This window comes from Massilia sp. BGA-UO-ETr-WB1, from assembly GCF_059567845.1.
Map to the genome: position 1 here is coordinate 312,192 of NZ_JCAQOT010000024.1, position 19,016 is coordinate 331,207.

General features: G+C 63.9%; 24 protein-coding genes. 10 read left to right on the forward strand and 14 right to left on the reverse strand.

Annotated elements, in window-relative coordinates:
• Positions 1 to 34 precede the first annotated feature (34 nt).
• Positions 35 to 961 carry an acetylglutamate kinase gene (gene argB / locus AC56DV_RS14570; RefSeq protein WP_496314995.1) on the reverse strand — a complete coding sequence of 309 codons (927 nt, stop codon included), beginning with the start codon at positions 959 to 961 and terminating at the stop codon, positions 35 to 37.
• 112 nt (positions 962 to 1,073) lie between these two features.
• Here argB and AC56DV_RS14575 point away from each other — a divergent pair, with 112 nt between their 5' ends.
• Genes AC56DV_RS14575 through AC56DV_RS14585 form a run of 3 tightly spaced genes read left to right on the forward strand, consistent with a single transcriptional unit; the run spans position 1,074 to position 2,078 of the window.
• Positions 1,074 to 1,655, forward strand: a complete 582-nt coding sequence (locus AC56DV_RS14575; RefSeq protein WP_496314996.1) for a sigma-70 family RNA polymerase sigma factor — start codon at positions 1,074 to 1,076, stop codon at positions 1,653 to 1,655.
• A gap of 13 nt (positions 1,656 to 1,668) precedes the next feature.
• Entirely contained in the window at positions 1,669 to 1,866 is a 198-nt protein-coding gene (locus AC56DV_RS14580; RefSeq protein WP_496314997.1) for a zf-HC2 domain-containing protein, read from the forward strand.
• On the forward strand, positions 1,863 to 2,078 hold the full coding sequence (locus AC56DV_RS14585; RefSeq protein WP_496314998.1) for a cysteine-rich CWC family protein: 216 nt from the start codon (positions 1,863 to 1,865) through the stop codon (positions 2,076 to 2,078). The genes AC56DV_RS14580 and AC56DV_RS14585 overlap by 4 nt, the downstream gene beginning before the upstream one ends.
• Here AC56DV_RS14585 and AC56DV_RS14590 read toward each other — a convergent pair.
• The gene (locus AC56DV_RS14590; protein WP_496314999.1) at positions 2,075 to 3,472 is read right to left on the reverse strand and encodes an extracellular catalytic domain type 1 short-chain-length polyhydroxyalkanoate depolymerase; all 1,398 of its coding nucleotides are present in this window, start codon (positions 3,470 to 3,472) and stop codon (positions 2,075 to 2,077) included. The genes AC56DV_RS14585 and AC56DV_RS14590 overlap by 4 nt on opposite strands.
• Before the next feature lie 28 nt (positions 3,473 to 3,500).
• Positions 3,501 to 3,914 (reverse strand): hypothetical protein, encoded by a 414-nt coding sequence (locus tag AC56DV_RS14595; RefSeq protein WP_057158639.1) that lies wholly within the window; start codon positions 3,912 to 3,914, stop codon positions 3,501 to 3,503.
• 131 nt (positions 3,915 to 4,045) lie between these two features.
• On the opposite strand from AC56DV_RS14595, the gene AC56DV_RS14600 reads away from it, so the two are divergent.
• The 5 genes from AC56DV_RS14600 (at position 4,046) to AC56DV_RS14620 (ending at position 7,480) form a co-directional block, all read left to right on the forward strand.
• Entirely contained in the window at positions 4,046 to 4,417 is a 372-nt protein-coding gene (locus AC56DV_RS14600; protein ID WP_496315000.1) for a VOC family protein, read from the forward strand.
• A gap of 31 nt (positions 4,418 to 4,448) precedes the next feature.
• Positions 4,449 to 4,664: a DUF1289 domain-containing protein gene (locus tag AC56DV_RS14605; protein WP_496315001.1), complete on the forward strand. Its 216-nt coding sequence runs from the start codon at positions 4,449 to 4,451 to the stop codon at positions 4,662 to 4,664.
• Positions 4,665 to 4,672: 8 nt separating this feature from the next.
• Complete coding sequence (locus tag AC56DV_RS14610) at positions 4,673 to 5,596, forward strand: MBL fold metallo-hydrolase (RefSeq protein ID WP_496315002.1); 924 nt, start codon at positions 4,673 to 4,675, stop codon at positions 5,594 to 5,596.
• Positions 5,597 to 5,683: 87 nt separating this feature from the next.
• Positions 5,684 to 6,637, forward strand: a complete 954-nt coding sequence (locus tag AC56DV_RS14615) for an NAD(P)H-dependent flavin oxidoreductase (protein ID WP_496315003.1) — start codon at positions 5,684 to 5,686, stop codon at positions 6,635 to 6,637.
• A gap of 117 nt (positions 6,638 to 6,754) precedes the next feature.
• On the forward strand, positions 6,755 to 7,480 hold the full coding sequence (locus tag AC56DV_RS14620) for a substrate-binding periplasmic protein (protein WP_496315004.1): 726 nt from the start codon (positions 6,755 to 6,757) through the stop codon (positions 7,478 to 7,480).
• A gap of 28 nt (positions 7,481 to 7,508) precedes the next feature.
• Here AC56DV_RS14620 and AC56DV_RS14625 read toward each other — a convergent pair whose 3' ends face one another.
• The 10 genes from AC56DV_RS14625 to AC56DV_RS14670 all read right to left on the reverse strand — a co-directional run bounded on the left by AC56DV_RS14625 (position 7,509) and on the right by AC56DV_RS14670 (position 17,414).
• On the reverse strand, positions 7,509 to 8,111 hold the full coding sequence (locus tag AC56DV_RS14625; protein WP_496315005.1) for a transcriptional regulator: 603 nt from the start codon (positions 8,109 to 8,111) through the stop codon (positions 7,509 to 7,511).
• Between the two features lie 33 nt (positions 8,112 to 8,144).
• The gene (locus AC56DV_RS14630) at positions 8,145 to 8,723 is read right to left on the reverse strand and encodes a hypoxanthine-guanine phosphoribosyltransferase (protein WP_496315006.1); all 579 of its coding nucleotides are present in this window, start codon (positions 8,721 to 8,723) and stop codon (positions 8,145 to 8,147) included.
• A gap of 92 nt (positions 8,724 to 8,815) precedes the next feature.
• The gene (locus AC56DV_RS14635; RefSeq protein WP_496315007.1) at positions 8,816 to 10,081 is read right to left on the reverse strand and encodes a phenylacetate--CoA ligase family protein; all 1,266 of its coding nucleotides are present in this window, start codon (positions 10,079 to 10,081) and stop codon (positions 8,816 to 8,818) included.
• Complete coding sequence (locus AC56DV_RS14640) at positions 10,078 to 10,431, reverse strand: MmcQ/YjbR family DNA-binding protein (RefSeq protein ID WP_496315008.1); 354 nt, start codon at positions 10,429 to 10,431, stop codon at positions 10,078 to 10,080. Before AC56DV_RS14640 ends, AC56DV_RS14635 begins: the two co-directional genes overlap by 4 nt.
• A gap of 7 nt (positions 10,432 to 10,438) precedes the next feature.
• On the reverse strand, positions 10,439 to 11,266 hold the full coding sequence (locus AC56DV_RS14645; RefSeq protein ID WP_496315009.1) for an ABC transporter ATP-binding protein: 828 nt from the start codon (positions 11,264 to 11,266) through the stop codon (positions 10,439 to 10,441).
• Between the two features lie 54 nt (positions 11,267 to 11,320).
• Positions 11,321 to 12,625 (reverse strand): ABC transporter substrate-binding protein, encoded by a 1,305-nt coding sequence (locus tag AC56DV_RS14650; protein WP_496315010.1) that lies wholly within the window; start codon positions 12,623 to 12,625, stop codon positions 11,321 to 11,323.
• Positions 12,626 to 12,655: 30 nt separating this feature from the next.
• Positions 12,656 to 13,714, reverse strand: a complete 1,059-nt coding sequence (locus tag AC56DV_RS14655; protein ID WP_496315011.1) for a branched-chain amino acid ABC transporter permease — start codon at positions 13,712 to 13,714, stop codon at positions 12,656 to 12,658.
• 12 nt (positions 13,715 to 13,726) lie between these two features.
• Positions 13,727 to 14,623 (reverse strand): branched-chain amino acid ABC transporter permease, encoded by an 897-nt coding sequence (locus AC56DV_RS14660; protein ID WP_496315632.1) that lies wholly within the window; start codon positions 14,621 to 14,623, stop codon positions 13,727 to 13,729.
• Positions 14,624 to 14,640: 17 nt separating this feature from the next.
• Positions 14,641 to 15,453, reverse strand: a complete 813-nt coding sequence (locus tag AC56DV_RS14665; protein WP_496315012.1) for an ABC transporter ATP-binding protein — start codon at positions 15,451 to 15,453, stop codon at positions 14,641 to 14,643.
• A gap of 14 nt (positions 15,454 to 15,467) precedes the next feature.
• Positions 15,468 to 17,414, reverse strand: coding sequence for an AMP-binding protein (locus tag AC56DV_RS14670; RefSeq protein WP_496315013.1), 1,947 nt, complete (start codon positions 17,412 to 17,414; stop codon positions 15,468 to 15,470).
• 144 nt (positions 17,415 to 17,558) lie between these two features.
• On the opposite strand from AC56DV_RS14670, the gene AC56DV_RS14675 reads away from it, so the two are divergent.
• Positions 17,559 to 18,254 (forward strand): Crp/Fnr family transcriptional regulator, encoded by a 696-nt coding sequence (locus tag AC56DV_RS14675; RefSeq protein ID WP_496315014.1) that lies wholly within the window; start codon positions 17,559 to 17,561, stop codon positions 18,252 to 18,254.
• Here AC56DV_RS14675 and AC56DV_RS14680 read toward each other — a convergent pair.
• Complete coding sequence (locus AC56DV_RS14680; RefSeq protein ID WP_496315015.1) at positions 18,251 to 18,523, reverse strand: hypothetical protein; 273 nt, start codon at positions 18,521 to 18,523, stop codon at positions 18,251 to 18,253. The genes AC56DV_RS14675 and AC56DV_RS14680 overlap by 4 nt on opposite strands.
• 211 nt (positions 18,524 to 18,734) lie before the next feature.
• Here AC56DV_RS14680 and AC56DV_RS14685 point away from each other — a divergent pair, with 211 nt between their 5' ends.
• Complete coding sequence (locus tag AC56DV_RS14685) at positions 18,735 to 18,962, forward strand: hypothetical protein (RefSeq protein ID WP_496315016.1); 228 nt, start codon at positions 18,735 to 18,737, stop codon at positions 18,960 to 18,962.
• The last annotated feature ends 54 nt before the right edge of the window (positions 18,963 to 19,016 follow it).

Consider the following 19,016-nt stretch of genomic DNA (forward strand, 5'->3'; position numbering starts at 1 on the left):
GGCGGTGCAAGTGGCTTTCAGCACCGCCAAAACTTTAGTGAGACCGGATCATAGTGCCAAAAGCCTGTTCCGTCAAGACTTCGAGCAACAAAGAATGCTCGATGCGGCCGTCGATAATGTGCACCGTGTTGACGCCCGATTTGGCGGCGTCCAGCGCTGACGAAATTTTTGGCAGCATGCCGCCGGAGATGGTGCCGTCGGCGAACATCTCGTCGATTTCGCGCGCCGACAGGTCGGTCACGAGGTTGCCGTTCTTGTCCTGCACGCCGGCGATATTGGTCATCATGATCAGCTTCTCGGCTTTCAGGATTTCCGCGATCTTGCCCGCCACCACGTCGGCGTTGATGTTGTAAGCCTGGCCATCCTGGCCGAAGCCGATCGGCGAAATAATCGGAATGAAGGCGTCGTCCTGCAGCGCTTTCACCACCGCCGGGTTGATCGCGTCGATCTCGCCGACGAAGCCGATGTCCAGGAACTGGCCCGGATTCTCGCGGTCCGGCATGGCCATCTTGCGCGCGCGGATCAAGCCACCGTCCTTGCCCGTCAGGCCCACTGCCTGGCCGCCGTAGTGGTTAATCAGCATCACGATGTCCTGCTGCACTTCGCCGCCCAGCACCCACTCCACCACTTCCATGGTTTCTTCGTCGGTGATGCGCATGCCCTGCACGAACGTGCCCTGCTTGCCGATTTTCTTCAGCGCGTTGTCGATCTGCGGACCGCCGCCGTGCACCACCACCGGATTCATGCCCACCAGCTTCAACAGGATCACATCGCGCGCGAAGCCGTGTTTCAGGCGTTCGTCGGTCATCGCGTTGCCGCCGTATTTGATGACGATGGTCTTGCCATGGAAATTGCGGATGTAGGGCAGCGCCTCGGCCAGGATCTGTGCCTTGATTGCGGGCGATACCGCAGTCAGGTCGTCAGAGGGTACGGCCAAGTTCAAGTTGGTGAGTTGGGTCATGGCGAATCCGGTAAAAAGGTGAGCGATTTTAAGTCAAAAGCTGGCTTCCAGCACGCATTATAGGGCTTTTTGCGGTTGTAATTTCCGGGATGTTCCGCTAGGCTGGGCCAAAATGGATCCCACCACGCCAACCACCCAATCACTCCATAGCCAGCTGGAAGCCATGCGGCCCCAGCTCGTCCGCTTCGCACTGTTGCAATTGCGGAATCAGGCGCTGGCGGAAGACGCGGTGCAGGACACGCTGATCGCGGTGCTGGAACAGCCGGAGCGCTTCCAGGGTCAGTCCTCGCTGCGCACCTATGTCACCGGCATCCTGAAGTACAAAATCATCGACAACCTGCGCGCCTCCACCCGCGAGCGCCAGATCGACACCGCCGAAGACCAGTCCGAGGACGACGCCATCGACGCGCTGTTTTCCGCCGACGGCCACACCGTGAACATGCCGCGCCAGTGGGGCGATCCGGACCGCACCCTGGAGCAGAAGGATTTTTTCAAGGTGCTGGAAGTGTGCCTGGAGAAGCTGCCCGCCAAGACCGCGCGCATTTTCATGATGCGCGAGTGGCTGGAGCTGGAGACGGAAGAAATTTGTAAGGAATTGGCGATTACTTCGGCTAATGCCTGGGTGCTGCTGTACCGGGCGCGCTTGCGCCTGCGCGAATGCCTGGACCTGAACTGGTTCGGCGCACGGGGATAAAGCGGAGAGGAATATGAGTCAGGACGGCTTGAAACCAACTTGCAGGGAAGTGCACCGCCTGGTTTCCGAAGGCATGGACCGGGAGCTGTCGCTGGTCGAGCGCACGCGCATGCGGCTGCACTTGATGGTGTGCGGCGCCTGCACGCGCTTCAACAGCCAGATGGACACCTTGCGCAAGGCCATGCGCGCGTTCCCCGGGGACGAACCGTGAGCGTGTGCAAGCGCTGCGGCGCGGAGTTCAGCTGCGCCATGGTGGACGGCAACGACGGCAGCCCGTGCTGGTGCACCGCCATGCCGCCCGCCGTCCCGGTGCCGGACGCCAGCGCCCGTCCCGCCTCCGACCTGACATGCTGGTGCCCTGCCTGCCTGAAGCAGCACATCGCCGAGCGCGAAGCCCACGCCGCCCGCACCAACTTCCGCTAACCCGCCACCGTGCGGAAGAAGCGCATCATCTCCCTGCTCGCATCCGGTCCCTTGCCGTCGGTATAGCTGCCCGCCGCGCTGCCGCCGGACCACGCGTGGCCCGCGCCGTGCACCACCCAATGCTCGCCCAGCGGTGTACCGTCCTCGTGGCGGTGCGTGGTGACGGTGTAGCGGTGCCCGTTCGGCACGCTGCCCGCATCGGCTTCAGCCGTGGCCTGCACCACGCCGTGCGCGCGCAGCTTCTGCTCCATCACCTGCTCGCCGTTGCGTGGATGGACGGTGCGGTCCTGGTCGCCATGGAACACGATGATGGGCGGGCTGGCGCCCTCGGTGTGCGCCGCCTTGCTCACGTTGCCCGACGCGCCGCGCTTCATGGCGCTCAGCGCCGACGGCAGATCCTGCGCGGACGCATACGGCAGGCCCGAATGCACGCCCACCGCCGCGAACAGGTCCGGGTACAGCGTGCCGACGATGACCGCCATCGCGCCGCCCGCCGACAGGCCGGCCACATACACTTGCCGTTCGTCGACCGGATAGTCGGCGATCACCTGCTGCGCAATACCCGCGATCATGGAGGGCTCGCCCTGGCCGCGCTGCTGGTCCAGCGCGTTGAACCAGTTCCAGCACTTGTGGTTGTTGGCCTGCTGCGACTGCGCCGGGTAGACCACGAAGCACTGCTTCTCCTCGGCCACCGCGTTCATCTGGGTGCCGGCCGCGAAATCGTCGGGGTCCTGGGTGCAGCCGTGCAGCATCACCAGCAGCGGCATGGCCTGGCCGTGGTAGGTGCTGGGGATGTACAGCTTGTAGCCGCGGGTGCCGGCGTGGTTGGTGTAGCTGCCGCTGATGAACTGCGCGCCTTCCGGTATCGGCACGTGCTTGCCGCCTTTCATGCCGGGCAGGTCGAAATTCGGCATCTCGAAATTGCCGAGGTCCAGGCCCTGCGGCAGCTTGCCGCCATTGACTCCCAGCTGGCCCAGCAAGTCTTCAACGAAGGCCTGCGCGTTGGGCGGCACCTGCGGCATGGGCGGCGGCGTCCAGCCGTGGGCCGCCTCCTGGTCCGCCGCATGGGCGCCGCCCGGGGCTGCGCGCTGCCCCTCCTGCGTGGCCCCGGCGTGCTGCCGCTCGCTATGCGGCTGCCGCGCAAAGGCCGCCGCGCCGGCATGCGGCGCGGCGCCACCTTGCGCAGCCCCGGGCGGGGAATTGATGTCGCGCATCGGCGGGGCTTCCGGCGCCGTGCCGGGGGCGGATTGCGGCCGGCGGCCGCCCAGGTTCAGCCCGGCCAGCGCCTGCTGGATCGCCGCAGTGGCTGCCGCCGCGCCCTTGCCTGGTCCTTTACCGAACAACTGCTGCGTCGCCGCCCGCATCTGGCTGAATAGCTGATGATTCAATTTCATGTCCTGCCCCTCAAGCGCCATCTGCACGCTAATGAATGCGCCCTGCAAGCGCGGTTTTCAATACCGCGCTGGCGTGTAGTGCACCCAGCACGAATATCGATTCTATGGTCGCCAGCGCAAGTTCCACCGACACGTCGTTGGCAATGCTCGCCAGCCCCAGCACATGGATGCGCAAGCGCTCGCCCGCCGCCTGCAACTGCTCCAGGTCCTGCCGGCTGTAATGCTGCATGCCCAGCACCAGGCTCTTGCGCGCCACGGTCTGTTTCACCACGTCGGCATGCTGCGCCAGCTGGTTGCGGATCGCGGTGCGGATCAGATCGGTGCGGTTGGCGTAAAAGCCTTCCTGCACCAGCAAATCGATTTGCCCGAGGTCGATCGGACCCAGGTTGATCGTGATCTTTTCCGAATCGCTCGTTTTCAGTCTCAGTTCTTGCGTTGCCATAGTCTCCTGTTCCTTCCGATTGGCATCTATGCGCCATCCACATGGATGGTAGTATAGGGTTGAACCCTCTAATTGCAAGCGCCTTTTCTGCACTTGGAGTATGGTTGAGGGGTGTTCTCATAGGTAAAACCATGGCAAAAATAATTGGACTCGACCACGTGCAGGTGGCCATCCCGGTTGGCGCGGAAGACATCGCGCGTGAGTTTTATGGCAACGTTCTCGGTATGCAGGAGCTGGAAAAACCGGCCAACCTGGCGGTGCGCGGCGGCTGCTGGTTCGCGTCCGGCAGCCAGCAGATCCACATCGGCGGGGAAAGCAATTTCCAGCCGGCCAAGAAAGCCCACCCGGCGCTGCTGGTCGACGACCTGGCCGGCTACCTCGCCGAATTGAGGGAGCGCGGCCTGGACGGTGGCTTTGACGAGCCGGTGCCGGGCGCCCTGCGCGCCAGCATCTTCGACCCCTTCGGCAACCGGATTGAGCTGGTCGAACGCCTGGCGCGGTAAAATGCGCACATTCTTCCCGTAGAACTGCGCAATGAGCACTGAAAATCCCACCGGCACGCCCGAACTGGCCTCCCCGGTGCCATCCCCCTGCGTCAGCCTGTGCAAAATGAACCGCGACACCGGTTTTTGCGAAGGCTGCATGCGCACCATCGACGAAATCGTGCAATGGTCGCGCGCCGATGACGATTTCAAGCGCACCGTGTGGGCCGACATCCGCCGCCGCGAGCAGCTGATCGATTTTGAATAGACGTAACAATGAAAGCCTTACCCGCTGTACTACCGGACAACGTCCACGTCTTCGAACGTGGCTGGCTGTCGTCCAATAACGTGCTGATGCTGGGCCGCCACGAGACCACCCTGGTCGATAGCGGCTACCTGATCCATGCGCCGCAAACGCTGGACCTGGTGCGCCACGCGCTCAAGGGCCGCCGCCTGGACCGCATCGTCAACACCCATTTGCATTCGGACCACTGCGGCGGCAACGCCACCCTGCAGGCGCACTACGGCAGCGACACGCTGGTGCCGGTGTCCGAGCTGGACAATGTGCGCCACTGGGACGAGGACAAGCTGAGCTTCAAAGCCACCGGCCAGCAATGCCAGCGCTTCAGCGCCGAGGGCGTGCTCACGCCGGGCGACAAGCTCACCATGGCCGACCTGGAATGGCACGTGCTGGGTGCGCCCGGCCACGACGCGCACTCGCTGATGCTGTACTGTCCGCAGGAAGGCATCCTGATCTCGGCGGACGCGCTGTGGCAGAACGGCTTCGGCGTGATCTTTCCCGAGCTGGACGGCGAATCCGGCTTCATCGAAGAGCGCGCCACGCTAGACCTGATCGCCACACTGGACGTGCGCACGGTGATCCCCGGCCACGGCGCCGTGTTCACCGACGTGGCGGCGGCGCTGAAGCGCGCCCGCACGCGTCTCGACTTCCTGTCCGGCAACCCGGTGCGCAACGCCGAGTACGCCGTCAAGGTGCTGCTCAAGTTCCTGCTGCTGGAGCGCCAGCGCATGGCGCTGGACGAGCTGCCGGCCCTGTTCGCGTCGCTGCCCATCATCCAGGCCGCCTCCAAACGCTACCTGGACAAGACGCCGGAAGAAACGGCCGAGTGGACCATTAAGCAGCTGGTGCGCGCCTGCAGCGCCCGCATTGAGAGTGGGTACTTACTCAACGACGGCTGAACAACGTCGCCAAGTTTAGCGCACGATCGTACTTTTTTCGATTTATAATGGTTTGATCGTTTTCAATCATTCAATTCGGAGTTCGACATGGCCTTGCCTACCGTGCTGCAAAACCTGACCCTTCCCGTCATCGCTTCGCCGATGTTCATCGCCAGCGGCCCCAAGCTGGTGGCGGCGCAGTGCAAGGCCGGCATCGTCGGCTCCTTCCCGGCCCTGAACGCGCGCCCGGCCGAGCTGCTGGACACCTGGCTGACCGAGCTGCAAGCGGAGCTGGCCGAATTCCAGGCCGCCAATCCGGGCAAGCGCGTCGGCCCCATCGCCGTCAACCAGATCGTGCACCAGTCGAACGACCGCCTGGCGCACGACGTGGAAGTGTGCGTCAAGCACCAGGTGCCCATCATCATCTCCTCGCTGCGCGCGCCGCCGAAAGAGATGATGGACGCCATCCACAGCTACGGCGGCATCGTGCTGCACGACGTGGTGTCCATCCGCCACGCGCAAAAGGCGCTGGAAGCGGGCGTGGACGGCCTGATCCTGGTCGCCAGCGGCGCCGGCGGCCATGCCGGCACCTTGTCGCCGTTCGCGCTGGTGGGAGAGGTGCGGAAATTCTTCAAGGGGCCGATCGCCCTGTCCGGCTCGATCGCCACCGGCGACGCCATCCTGGCCGCGCAAGCCATGGGCGCCGACTTCGCCTACATCGGCTCGCGCTGGCTGGCCACGCAGGAATCCAACGTGACCGACGAGTACCGCGACGCCATCGTGGAATCGGCTGCGGCGGACATCGTCTACACCAATTTGTTCACGGGCGTGCACGGTAACTACCTGAAAAAATCCATCGTCAACGCCGGCCTGGACCCGGACGCGCTGCCGGAATCGGACAAGAGCAAGATGAGCTTCGGCTCCGGCAGCGCCAAAGCCTGGCGCGACATCTGGGGCGCCGGCCAGGGCGTGGGCCTGATGGACGACGTGCCGACCGTGGCCGAGATGATGGAGCGCCTGCAAGCCGAATACGCCGCCGCGCGTGCGCGCCTGAGCCTCTGATGCGGGGCAGGCACAAGGATCGAAAATCCTTGTGCCGCTGGTGCGGATCTGCTGCGGGTTGATAAACCGGAGCCATATCGGCATACTGGACGATACATCCCCATTCCGAGAGGGCAGATGGCAGCATGGCGCGCCCCTATCCTGGCCTGTGCCGTTGCGCTGGCAAGCTGCGCTGCTCCGGCACGTTCGCAGGAACCACTGACTTTTGCCGCTGTCACCGATCTTGAGACCCGTATCGGCGAGGACGTGCTGCGCGTCGCATACGCCAAGCTGGGTATCACCATCCACGCCCAAGAGCTGCCGGCCGCGCGCGCACTGGCGCTGTCCAACGACGGCACGATGGATGGCGAGGTCAATCGCATCGAGGGGATGGAAAAGCTTTACCCTAATCTGATACGCGTGCCTGTCGCCATCAACCAGGTGGACGGGGTGGTTTTCACCAAGGGGCTGAATTTTCCTGTGTCGGGCTGGGAGAGCCTGCGTCCCTACCGGGTCGGCACCAGGATAGGATTGAAGTTCGCGGAACAAGGCACCGCCGGTATGTACGTCGAACGCGTTCCGAGCGTGGAACAGTCGTTTGCCAAGCTGGCCGCCGGCCGGGTCGATGTGGTGGTCGAGACCAGACTGTCAGGCCTGTGGCAGGTGAAGGCGGCCGGCCTGCAGGGCATTACAGTGCTGGAGCCACCGTTGATCAAGCATCACCTGTTCCACTATTTGCATAAAAAACACGCGCCACTGGTACCGCGCATTACCGCCGTGCTGGAGAAAATGCAGGCCGATGGCCAATTGCAAGCATTGCGCAAACAGGCAATTGCCCGTTACCTGGGCCGCGCGGCCAACTGAACACTGGGTATTGCAAACCCGCCGCGAATCACTGGACCTGAGCCAGTTTGATCAGTTCGGCTTCCGACGCTTTGATGAAAATTTTCGGCTGTTCCAGCACGGCGCGCAGCGCGGTGTCGCCGCTGCGCCACAGCTGGCCGAATTCTTCGGCCGTGTAGAAGGCGGGCCGAACTTCACGGCCCAGCTCGCCTGTCAGTCCGCCCAGCGCGTGGCGCAGTTCAGCCTGTGGGGCGGTTGGCGCAATCAACATCAGATCGATGCCGCTGCTGGCATGCACCGTGCCCGCCACGGCGTCGCCGTGAATGAAGGCGGCTTCCAGCTGGGGCAACTGGGCTTGCAGGGCGGCGCGTATCAAATCCCCCGCACCGAAGGTTTTGACGACGATGCTGTGCAATTCCTCGAAGATGGTGGCGTCGCGGTCGACCTGGTAGTGCTTCTGGTTGCCGGCGCGCCAGCTGTGCACCAGGCCGGATTCTTCCAGGCTGGCCAGCTCGCGCTGCACCGCGCCGGAGCCGCAGGCGGCCAGCGCGATGATTTCATTGGCGTAAAAGGAACGGTTGGGCTGGCCATAGAGCACGGCCAGCACGCGCTGCTGCGTCTTGGTGAATAGTACGTCGGCGAAGATACCCATATTGGGTATCTTAGTTCCCCCGGGGGCTGGCGTCTAGGCGTTCAGGTCGTCGGTGTTGATGGCCCACAGGCCCGGCAGGTTGCGCCAGTAGCCATAGGCGTCCATGCCGTAGCCGACCACGAAGCGGTTGGGGATGGTGATGCCGACGATGTCCGCCGTCACCGGCTTGACCTTGCCGATGGCCTTGTCGCAGAACACGGCCAGGATCACTTCGGCCGCGCCCATGTCCAGCAGGCGCTGCTTCACGTGGGCCAGGGTTTCGCCTTCGTCCAGGATGTCGTCCAGCACGATCACGGTACGGCCCACCACGTTGGAGCGCGGGATCACTTTCCACACCACGGCGCCGCCCTTGTCCTCGTCGCCGTAGCGGCTCACGTGGATGTAGTCGAACTCGAGCGGGAAGGTCAGCTGCGGCAGCAGGTTGCCGGTGAACACCACGGCGCCGCCCATCACGCCCAGCACCAGCGGGAAGGCCTGGTCTTCCGGCCGGTCGAAGCGTTGGTTCAGCTCGTCCGCCATGCGGCTAACGGCGGTCTGCACGGCTTTTTGATCGAAAATTTCTTCTGCGTTCTTCAGCAGGTCACGGGCGCGGTTGTGATGAAAGTCTTGCATGATCTGGTCTTATTCTGACATCGGTAGGAATGGTCTTTATTATCCGCCATATCCCGCGCGCCCGCTCCGGCGTTGGATTCGCGCTACAGATGTCACGTATAGTCGCGTACGTCGTCGATCACCTTGCCATCGTTCGGCAAACTGCCTTTAACCGCGAACGCCACTTCGCCGCGCAGCTTGGTCAGGTCGCGAATAGTTTCTATGATGGAACTGGCCTGTACAGCCTCGGGATGGTCGACTTCGCAATGCAAAGTCATCACATCGTTGGCCATCTTGCCCGACACCACCAGCCGCGCCTTCAGGATTTCCGGGTGGCGGCGCGCGATCTCGTTCACCTGCGAAGGGTGGACGAACATGGCGCGCACCTTGGTGGTCTGGTCGGCGCGGCCCATCCAGCCGCGGATGCGCACGTTGGTGCGGCCGCAGGGCGAGGGCGGGGCGTCGGTCAGGATGGCCGACAGGTCGCCGGTGGCGAAGCGGATCAGCGGATAGTCCGGGTTGAACAGGGTGACCAGCACTTCGCCCACTTCGCCGGGCGGCACCGGCTCGCCGCTGCCGGGGCGGACGATTTCCAGCAGCACGTCCTCGTCCAGCACCATGCCGGGATGGACCGTGTCGCCGCTGCGGGTTTCGTAGGCGATGCTGCCGATGTCGGCCGAGGCGTAGGTTTGCAGCACGTGCGGCACGCCGTTGTCGGCGAACCAGCGGCGCAGCGACTCGGGCAGCGCTTCGGCGCCCATCATGGCCTGCTTCACGCTGCTGATGTCGGCGCCCATTTCGCGCGCCTTCTCGATGATGATCTTGAGGAAGGACGGCGTGCCGATGTAGGTGTCCGGCTTGAGCGACTCCATGGCCTGCACCTGCATCTCGGTCTGGCCGCTGCCGGCCGGGATGACCGCGCAGCCGATGCGGGCCGCGCCGCCTTCCACCATGAAGGCGGCCGGCGTGAAGTGGTAGGCGAAGCAGTTCTGCAGCAGGCCGCCGGCGCGCACGCCGGCCGCATACATCGGCCGCGAGAAGCGCCACCAGTCGGCGCCGCGCCCCTCGGGATCGAAGATGGGGCCGGGGGACATGAACAGGCGTCCCAGCTGGCCCACCGGGGTGGCGTTCAGGCCGCCGAACGGCTTGATCTGCTGCTGCAGCCCTTTCAGTTCGGACTTGCGCGTGACCGGCAGCGCGGCCAGCGCGGCGCGGCTGTTGACGGCGTTGGGGTCCACGCCGGCCAGGATGCGGCCCCAGCCCGGCGCGCTTTGCGCGCGCGCTACCAGGCCGGGCAGGCGCGCCAGCAGCTCGCGTTCGCGCTGCTCGGGCGCGCGCGTTTCCAGGCTGTCCAGGGTGTCGCTCAGGGTTTCGTTCATGACGACGCTTCTCCGATCTCGCGCTGCAGTTTCTTGGTCAGTTTGCCGAAAATGATGTCGTAGGAACGCTTCAGCAGCTGGGCCGCTTCGGCGTCGCTCACCGCTTTCAGGTCTTCGATCTTCACCCACTTGGCGCGCGCCAGGTAGGGCGCGGGGACGATGCCCGCACGGTCGGTCAGTTCCAGGAAACGTTCATCGTCCACTTTGAAGCTGATGCCGTCGGCCGCTTCGCTGCCGGTGACGGCGAACATTTTTTCGCCCACCGAGAACACCAGGTCGGCGCCCCATTTGATGTCTTCGGTGGCGCCGGGCAGGGCGCGGCACACGGCTTTCGCTTTTTCCATATTCATGCTTGCCTCAAGCCAGCCAGCGCTTGCGGCGGCGGTAAAACTTCATGTCGCGGAAGCTCTTGCGGCCGGCGCCGGACATGCCGAGGTAGAACTCTTTCACGTCCTCGTTGTTGGCCAGTTCGGACGCTTCGCCTTCCATCACCACCCGGCCGTTCTCCAGGATGTAGCCGAAGTCCGCGTAGCGCAGCGCCACGTTGGTGTTCTGCTCGGCCAGCAGGAAGGACACGTTTTCCTTGTGGTTCAAGTCCTTCACGATGCCGAAGATTTCGTCGACGATCTGCGGCGCGATGCCCATCGACGGTTCATCGAGCAGTATCATGGAAGGCTTGGCCATCAGGGCACGGCCGATGGCGCACATCTGCTGCTCGCCGCCCGAGGTGTAGCCGGCCTGGCTGGAGCGGCGCTCCCTCAGGCGCGGGAAGTAGTGATACACCTTGTCCAGCGACTCCTTCAGCTCGGCGCGGCTCAGGCTGCGCGTGTAGGCGCCCGTCAGCAGGTTCTCCTCGATGGTCAGGTGGCCGAAGCAGTGGCGCCCTTCCATCACTTGCGACAGGCCGCGTTTCACCAGTTCGTTCGGCGTCAGATGGTCCACGCGCTCGCCCTTGAACTGGACTTCGCCCTTGGTGACGTCGCCCCGTTCGCCGCGCAGCAGCGTGGAGACGGTCTTCAGCGTGGTGGACTTGCCCGCGCCGTTGGCGCCCAGCAGCGCCACGATCTTCCCTTGCGGGACTTGCAGCGAAACGCCTTTCAGCACCAGGATCACGTGGTCGTAAATGACCTCGATGTTGTTCACCGAAAGGTAGGGCGGCGGAGCGGTGGAGGTAGCGGTATCCATGGCGGCTTTTCCAAAAATGGTTCGATGGGCGGGCTGGCGGCCCGCCCCGGGGAGTTACTTCGCGCAGGCCGGCGTGATGCCTTTCTCGGCCGCGTACTTGGCGGACGATTCCTCCACCAGCTTGCGGGTCAGCGCCTTGTCGCCCACCACCCAGTTCGGCGTGATGGCGACCCACTTCTTGCCGTCCCACTGCTGCACCTTCACGGCGCCCGAACCCTCGTGGTCGTCGCAGGTGGTTTTCACCGGCGGGAACATGCCCAGCGCGCCCAGCGCTTTCTGGCGCGCCTCGTTGATGTCCATGTTCTCCAGGCCCCAGCGCACCTGGTCGCCGGTCATCACTTTGCCCTTGCCGAATTTCTCCTGCGCGGTGCGGATCGCCTCCGCGTACAGGATGCCGGCCGTCATGCCGCGCATGTGGTACACCGAACCGATGCGGCTCTGGTCGGCCAGGTTGCCCTTGCCGGCGGCGTACACCTTCTTGCGCAGTTCATCGAGCACGGGATAATTGCCCGGCGTGTTGAAGGTCATCGAGGTATAGCCCTTGGCCGCGTCGCCGGACGCAATGGTGTCCTCCTCCGAGCCGGCCCACCACACGCCCAGCATCTTCTCGCGCGGGAAGCCGTTGCGCTGCGCGGTCTTGATGGCGACCGAGTTCATCACGCCCCAGCCCCACAGGATCACGTGGTCCGGGTTGGCCTGGCGGATCTGCAGCCACTGCGACTGCTGCTCGCTGCCCGGCGGCGCCACGGCGATCTTGATCAGTTCAAAGCCGTGCTGCTTGGCCAGTTCCTCCAGCACCGGCAAGGGTTCCTTGCCGAAGGCCGAGTCGTGGTACAGGTGCACGATCTTCTTGCCCTTCAGCTTGGCCATGCCGCCGTTCTTATCGCCCAGGTATTTGATCATGGCGGCGGCCTGGTTCCAGTAGCTGGTAATCAGCGGGAACACATAGGGGAAGACCTTGCCGTTGGCGGCGTCCGAACGGCCGTAGCCCAGGGTGGTCATGGGCACTTTGTCCTTGGCCACGCGGTCCAGGATGCCGTAGGCGATGCCGGTCGACAGCGGCTCCACCAGCGTGGCGCCGCCGTTCTTGGTTTTCAGTCGTTCGTAGCATTCGATGCCGCGCGACGGGTTGTATTCGGTTTCGCATTCTTCCCACGCGATCTTCACGCCGTTGATGCCGCCGTTGGCGTTCACCAGGTTGAAGTAGTCGATGGTGCCGCCGTAGAAGCCGGAGCCGCCGGCAGCGTAAGGGCCGACGCGGTAGGAAGGCAGCGCGATGAACTGTTCGGACTGGGCGAATGCGCCACCCACGGTTGCCAGCAGGGTAGCGCCTATCACCAGGGATTTAATCGATTTCATTTTTGTCTCCTTCGTTGTTGTAAGCCGCGCTCAGTGCGGGAAAGGCCACAGGCGCAATTTCTCTTTACCGATTTGCCACAAACGCGCCAGACCGTGAGGTTCCACGATCAGGAAAAAGATGATGAGGGCGCCAAACACCATCAACTCGAGATTCGACGCCACGCTGGTCGGCAGCCCCAGGCCGTGCGCCACGATGTTCAGGAACACCGGCAGCAGCACGATGAAGGCCGCGCCCAGGAAGGAGCCCAGGATCGAGCCCACGCCGCCGATGATGATCATGAACAGGATGCGGAACGACAGGTCCAGGTTGTACGCTTCCGGCTCCACCGTGCCGAGGTAGGCGAAGGCGTACAGCGCGCCGGCCACGCCGCAGTAGAAGGAACTCACCGCGAAGGCCATCAGCTTGGTGCGCAGCGGGCGGAAGCCGATCACTTCGGCCGCCACGTCCATGTCGCGGATCGCCATCCAGGAGCGGCCCACGTTGGAGCGCACCATGTTCTTGGCCAGCAGCGCCATGATGGACACCACCAGCAGCACCAGCAGGTATTTGCGGGCCGGGGTGTCGAAAGCGTAGCCGAGGATTTCCATTTTCTGCGCGGTGATCACGCCGGACGAGCTGTAATTCGTCAGCCAGCCTATCTTGGTCAGGCACCACACCACGAAGAACTGCGTGGCCAGCGTGGACGCGGCCAGGTAGAAGCCGCGGATGCGCAGCGACGGCAGGCCGAAGGCGATGCCCACCATGGCCGCGCACAGGCCGCCCAGCACAAAGGCCAGCAGCACCGGGATGCCCGGGATGCGCAGGATGAAGTTGTAGGAGGCGAAGGCTCCCACCGCCATGAAGGCGGCGGTGCCCAGCGACAGCTGGCCGGCGTAGCCGGTGAGGATGTTGAGCCCGAGCGCGGCCAGCGCAAAGATCAGGAAGGGGATCAGGATGGCCGACAGCATGTAGGGCGATGCCAGCAGCGGCAGCGCCAGCACCGCCACCGCCAGCGTTGCGACGACGGCGATGCGGTCCTGGCGGATCGGGAAGATCTGGCCGTCGGTTTCGTAGCGGGTTTTGAATTGTCCTGCTTCACGATAGAACATGGTGGAGTCCTCTCAAATCCTGCGGATGATTTTTTCGCCGAACAGGCCTTCGGGCCGTACCAGCAGGAACAGCAGGGCCAGCACATAAGGGAACCAGCCCTCGATGCCGCCGCCCACCATGGGGCCGATGTAGACTTCCGCCAGCTTCTCGGAGGCGCCGATAATCAGGCCGCCGACAATCGCGCCAGGCACCGAGGTGAAGCCGCCCAGGATCAGCACCGGCAAGGCTTTCAGCGCGATGAAGGTGAGCGCGAACTGCACGCCGTTGCGCGCGCCCCACAGCAGGCCCGCTACCAGCGCCACCATGCCCGCCACCGCCCACAGGATGCCCCAGATGCGCTGCAGCGGGATGCCCACCGCCAGCGCGGCCTGGTGGTCGTCGGCCACGGCGCGCAGCGCGCGGCCCACCTTGGTCTTGGAGAACACCAGCGACAGGACCAGCACCATCACGCCGCACACGGCGGCCGCCGTCACGTCGAACTGCGACACGATGATGTTGAACTTGTCCATCAGGATCTGCAGCGGGACGTCCTCGATGGGCAGTTCCAGGCGGTGCACCTGCGAGCCCCACATCAGCTGCGCCAGGCCTTCGATGAAGAAGGCCAGGCCGATGGTGGCCATGAACAGCGTGATCTCCGGCTGGTTCACCAGCGGCCGCAGCACCACGCGCTCGATGGCCAGGCCGAGGATGATCATGGCCACCACGGTGGCCGGTATCGCCAGCCACAGCGAGAAGCCGAACTTGTCCATCAGGCCCACGCAGGTCAGGGCGGCGAAAAACACCATGGCGCCCTGGGCGAAGTTGAACACGCCGGAGGCTTTGTAGATCAGCACGAAGCCGATCGCCACCAGCGCGTACATCACGCCGGAAAGCAGGCCGCCGATCAGCACTTCAAAGAAAAAACTGATATTCATGGTGGCGCCCCTTAATGCGTGCCGAGATAAGCGTTGATCACGTCCTGGTTGCTGCGCACTTCGTCCGGCGTGCCGTCGCCGATCTTTTTGCCGTAGTCGAGCACCACCACGCGGTCCGAGATATCCATCACCACGCCCATGTCGTGTTCGATCAGCACGATGGTGGTGCCGAACTGGTCGTTCACGTCGAGGATGAAGCGGCACATGTCCTGCTTTTCTTCCACGTTCATGCCGGCCATCGGCTCGTCCAGCAGCAGGATCTCCGGCTCGGCGGCCAGCGCCCGGCCCAGCTCCACGCGCTTTTGCAGGCCGTAGGGCAGGCGGCCCACCGGCGTTTTGCGGATGGCCTGGATTTCCAGGAAGTCGATGATCTCTTCGGCCTTCACGCGGTGCGCAATTTCCTCGCGCCGCGCCGGGCCCCAGTACAGGGCCTGCATCAGGAAGTTGGACTTCATCTTGAGGTTACGGCCGGTCATGATGTTGTCCAGCACCGTCATGCCCTTGAACAGCGCGATGTTCTGGAAGGTGCGCGCAATGCCGGACTTGGCGGCCGCGTAGCAGTCCATGCCCTTGCGCTGCTGGCCCTTGTGGATGATGGAGCCCTGCTGCGGGCGGTACACGCCGTTGATCACGTTCAGCATCGAGCTCTTGCCCGCGCCGTTGGGGCCGATGATGGCGCGGATCTCGTGCTGGCGCACGTCGAAGGAGATGTCGGTCAGCGCCTTCACGCCGCCGAAGGACAGCGAGATGTTTTTCAGGTCCAGGATCACGGGGCCAACGCGCCGTGTGGCGCGCAGCAGCGCGTCGGGTTCGTTCATTTGCATGGAAGTCTCCTCGATCACGCCGCTTTACCCACAACCGGGTATGTCTTGCTGTCCTTGATCTTCAAATCGGCGGCGGCCGTGCCGACGCGGCCGTCCTCGAATTTGACCTGCGTCTCGATGTACTGCGATGGCTTGCCGCCGTACAGCGCGTCGATCAGCACCGCGTACTTCTCGGCCACGAACTTGCGGCGCACCTTGCGGGTGCGGGTCAGTTCGTCGTCGTCCGGGTCCAGCTCCTTGTGCAGCACCAGGAAGCGCGAGATCTGAGTATTGCCCATCAGCGCTTCGGAAGCCAGGTCGGCGTTGACCTTCTCGATGCATTCCTGCACCAGCTCATAAGTCTGCGGCAGGCCAGCCAGGTCGGTGTAGCCCGAGTAGGCGATGCCGCGCCGTTCGGCCCAGTTGCCCACCGCCTCGATATCGATGTTGATGAAGGCGCACACCTGGTCGCGCTCATGGCCGAAGGCCACCGCCTCTTTGATGAAGGGGAAGAACTTCAGCTTGTTCTCGATGTAGTTCGGCGCGAAGATGGTGCCGCACTTCATCTTGCCCACGTCGGCCGCGCGGTCGATGATCTTCAGGTGGCCTTCGCTGTCGAACACGCCCGCGTCGCCGGTGTGGAAGTAGCCTTGCTCGTCCAGCGCTTCGGCGGTGGCGTCGGGGCGCTTGTAGTAGCAGTGCATGGTGGAGGCGGACTTCACCAGCACCTCGCCGTTCGAGGCCAGCTTCACTTCCACGCCCGGGGCAGGCAGGCCCACGCTGTCGAACTTGATGTTGCGGTCCGGCTGCAGGCAGATATAGGCGCAGGTTTCGGTGGAGCCGTAGAACTGCTTCAGGTTCACGCCGATGGAGCGGTAGAAGCGGAACAGGTCCGGGCCGATGGCGGCGCCGGCCGTGTAGGCCACGCGCACGCGGGACATGCCCAGCACATTCTTCAGCGGGCCGTACACCAGCAGGCGGCCCAGCGCGTACTTGATGCTGTCGCCCAGCGGCACCGGCTTGCCGTCCAGGATGTCGGCGCCGCTGCGGCGCGCCACGTCCATAAAGTAGTGGAACATGCGCTGCTTGATGGCGCCGGCGTCCTCCATCCGTATCATCACCGTGGTCAGCATGTTCTCGAACACGCGCGGCGGGGCGAAGTAGAAGGTGGGGCCGATCTCGCGCATGTCCGTCATCACCGTGTCGCCCGATTCCGGGCAGTTCACGGTGAAGCCGGCCACCATGGCCTGCGCCACCGAGAACAGGCAGTCGCCGACCCAGGCCATGGGCAGGTAGGACAGCACGTTTTCTTCGTCGGTGAGCTTCTCGAAGGTGACGCCGCCTTCGCCGGCCTCGATAAAGGCGGCGTGGGTCTGGCACACGCCTTTCGGGCGGCCGGTGGTGCCGGAGGTGTAGAGGATGATGGCGGTATCGCCGGCCTGGCCGGCCTGCACGGCGGCGTCGAAGAAGCCGGGGTTGGCCTTGTCGTAGGCGCGGCCCAGTTCCTGCAGCTTGGCGAAGGAGATCAGCTCCTTGTGCGTGTAGTGGCGCATGCCGCGCTCATCGTCGTAGGCGATATGCTCGATGTGCGGATAGAGTTCGGCCAGCTCGTGCAGCTTGTCGACCTGCTCCTGGTCTTCCACGATGGCGTAGCGGATTTCCGCGTTCTCCAGCACGTAGGCCATGTCGGCGGCGGGCGCGTCCTGGTACAGCGGCACCGGCACGCCGCCCAGGCATTGCGCGGCCAGCATGGACCAGTACAGGCGCGGACGGTTGTCGCCGATGATGGCCAGGTTCATGCCGCGCTCGAAGCCGAGCGAGGCCAGGCCGCAGGCGAGGGCGCGCACCTCCTCGTTCACCTGGGCCCAGGTCCAGGTCTGCCAGATGCCCAAATACTTTTCGCGGAACGCGGGCTTGTGCGCTCTCACTTTCCCGTGCTGCAGCAAGCGGCGGGGGAATGTCTCCAGATCTGTCTGCACCATTGTCTCCTTCATGGCTCGTGGGAGCGAGGGGTATACTATTGTCTGGTTCAGTGCTTTTTTTGTGTGATGATAGTAGCTCGCGTTTCGCCGGCGCGTTGTCTTTTCGGTGACAATTCACTCATATTTTGACGTTGCTATGCAACAATGACAAACAACCAACCGACCCTTAAAGAAGCGCTGCGCTCCGCCATCTGGGCGCAGGCGCTCACGCCCGAGCAAATGGCCCGGGTAGAAGCCGACACTTACGAGACGTTCGTGCCGAAAGGCGGCTTTGTGTGCCGTAAAGGCGAAGAGGTCGACAACTGGGTGGGCATCATTGCCGGCATGGTCAAGATGAACAATTTCTCGCCGTCCGGCAAGAGCGTCACCTTCACCGGCGTGCCGCCCGGAGGCTGGTTCGGCGAAGGCTCCCTGCTGAAGAACGAACCGCGCAAATACGACGCCATGGCGCTGCGCGACAGCCGCATCGCGCGCATGCCGGCCGACACTTTTAACTGGCTGCTGGAAACGAGTCTACCGTTTACCCGCTTTTTGTTGATGCAGCTCAATGAACGGCTGGGGCAGTTCATCGGCATGGTGGAAAACGACCGCCTGCTCGACATCGACACGCGCGTGGCGCGCTGCCTGGCCGGGCTGTTCAACTCGCTGCTGTATCCGGGGATCGAAAAGCTGGTGCAGATTTCGCAGGAAGAAATCGGCCTGCTGTCGGGGGCTTCGCGCCAGCGCGCCAACCAGGCCTTGCAGGTGCTGGAGAAGCAGGGCCTGCTGCGCCTGGACTACGGCGGCATCCGCATCCTCGACCTGGAAGGCTTGCGGCGTTACGAAACGTCCGAGGCTTAAAACCAGTTGCGCCTGAGGCCGAAGGCGATCGCCAGCAATACCACGCCGGTCAGGGTCAGGATGGCGGCGCGCTTGCTTTGCATCATAGGCGGCGTCTGCCCGTCCACTTGCGGCCGCAGCCACTCGAGCAGGTAGGCCAGCGCGAACGAGAAGTATCCCAGGCTGGCGATCAATTCGTGCTTCTTTCCCTCGGAAATTCCAGAAACCAGATCGGCAATCGCAGCAATCAGGAACAGGCCGACAATCCACGGAGCGTATTTTCTTTGCATGCAGCAATTTTATCATTTGATAAAGCTGCCCGGAACGTCCCGAGCGTTGCGTTCTCCGGGCCGCTGGCAGTGTGTTAGTGGCATAACACTACGCTGTGAGCAGTTGGTATAAGCTGTGGGGTATCACTCACCTGTTGCAGGAGGGCATAGCATGGATACCCTGGCACGCCGGATCGGCGAAATGTTGGTGTTGCGCGGCGCAGCGTCGGCCGTGGCACGATGGGGGGTGATGCGCGTGGTCGGCGTGGCCGGCCTGGCGGCGCTGGCTGGCTACTACCTGTTCTCGCACAAGAAAGGCGAGCAGCAGCTGCGCCTGCTGCCGGCGTCCGATGCGGCCGAGCGCAGCGGCAACTCCGGCTGGCCCGGCGAAGACCGCCGCCGCGCCCCCGAGCTCGAGCCGGGCACGACCTATCCCGGCGAGCGCCGCACCCTGCATTGAGGTCTACATCAAAGTTTGCTGCGAGGTATGATAGAGCCAAGTCGACTGCATCAC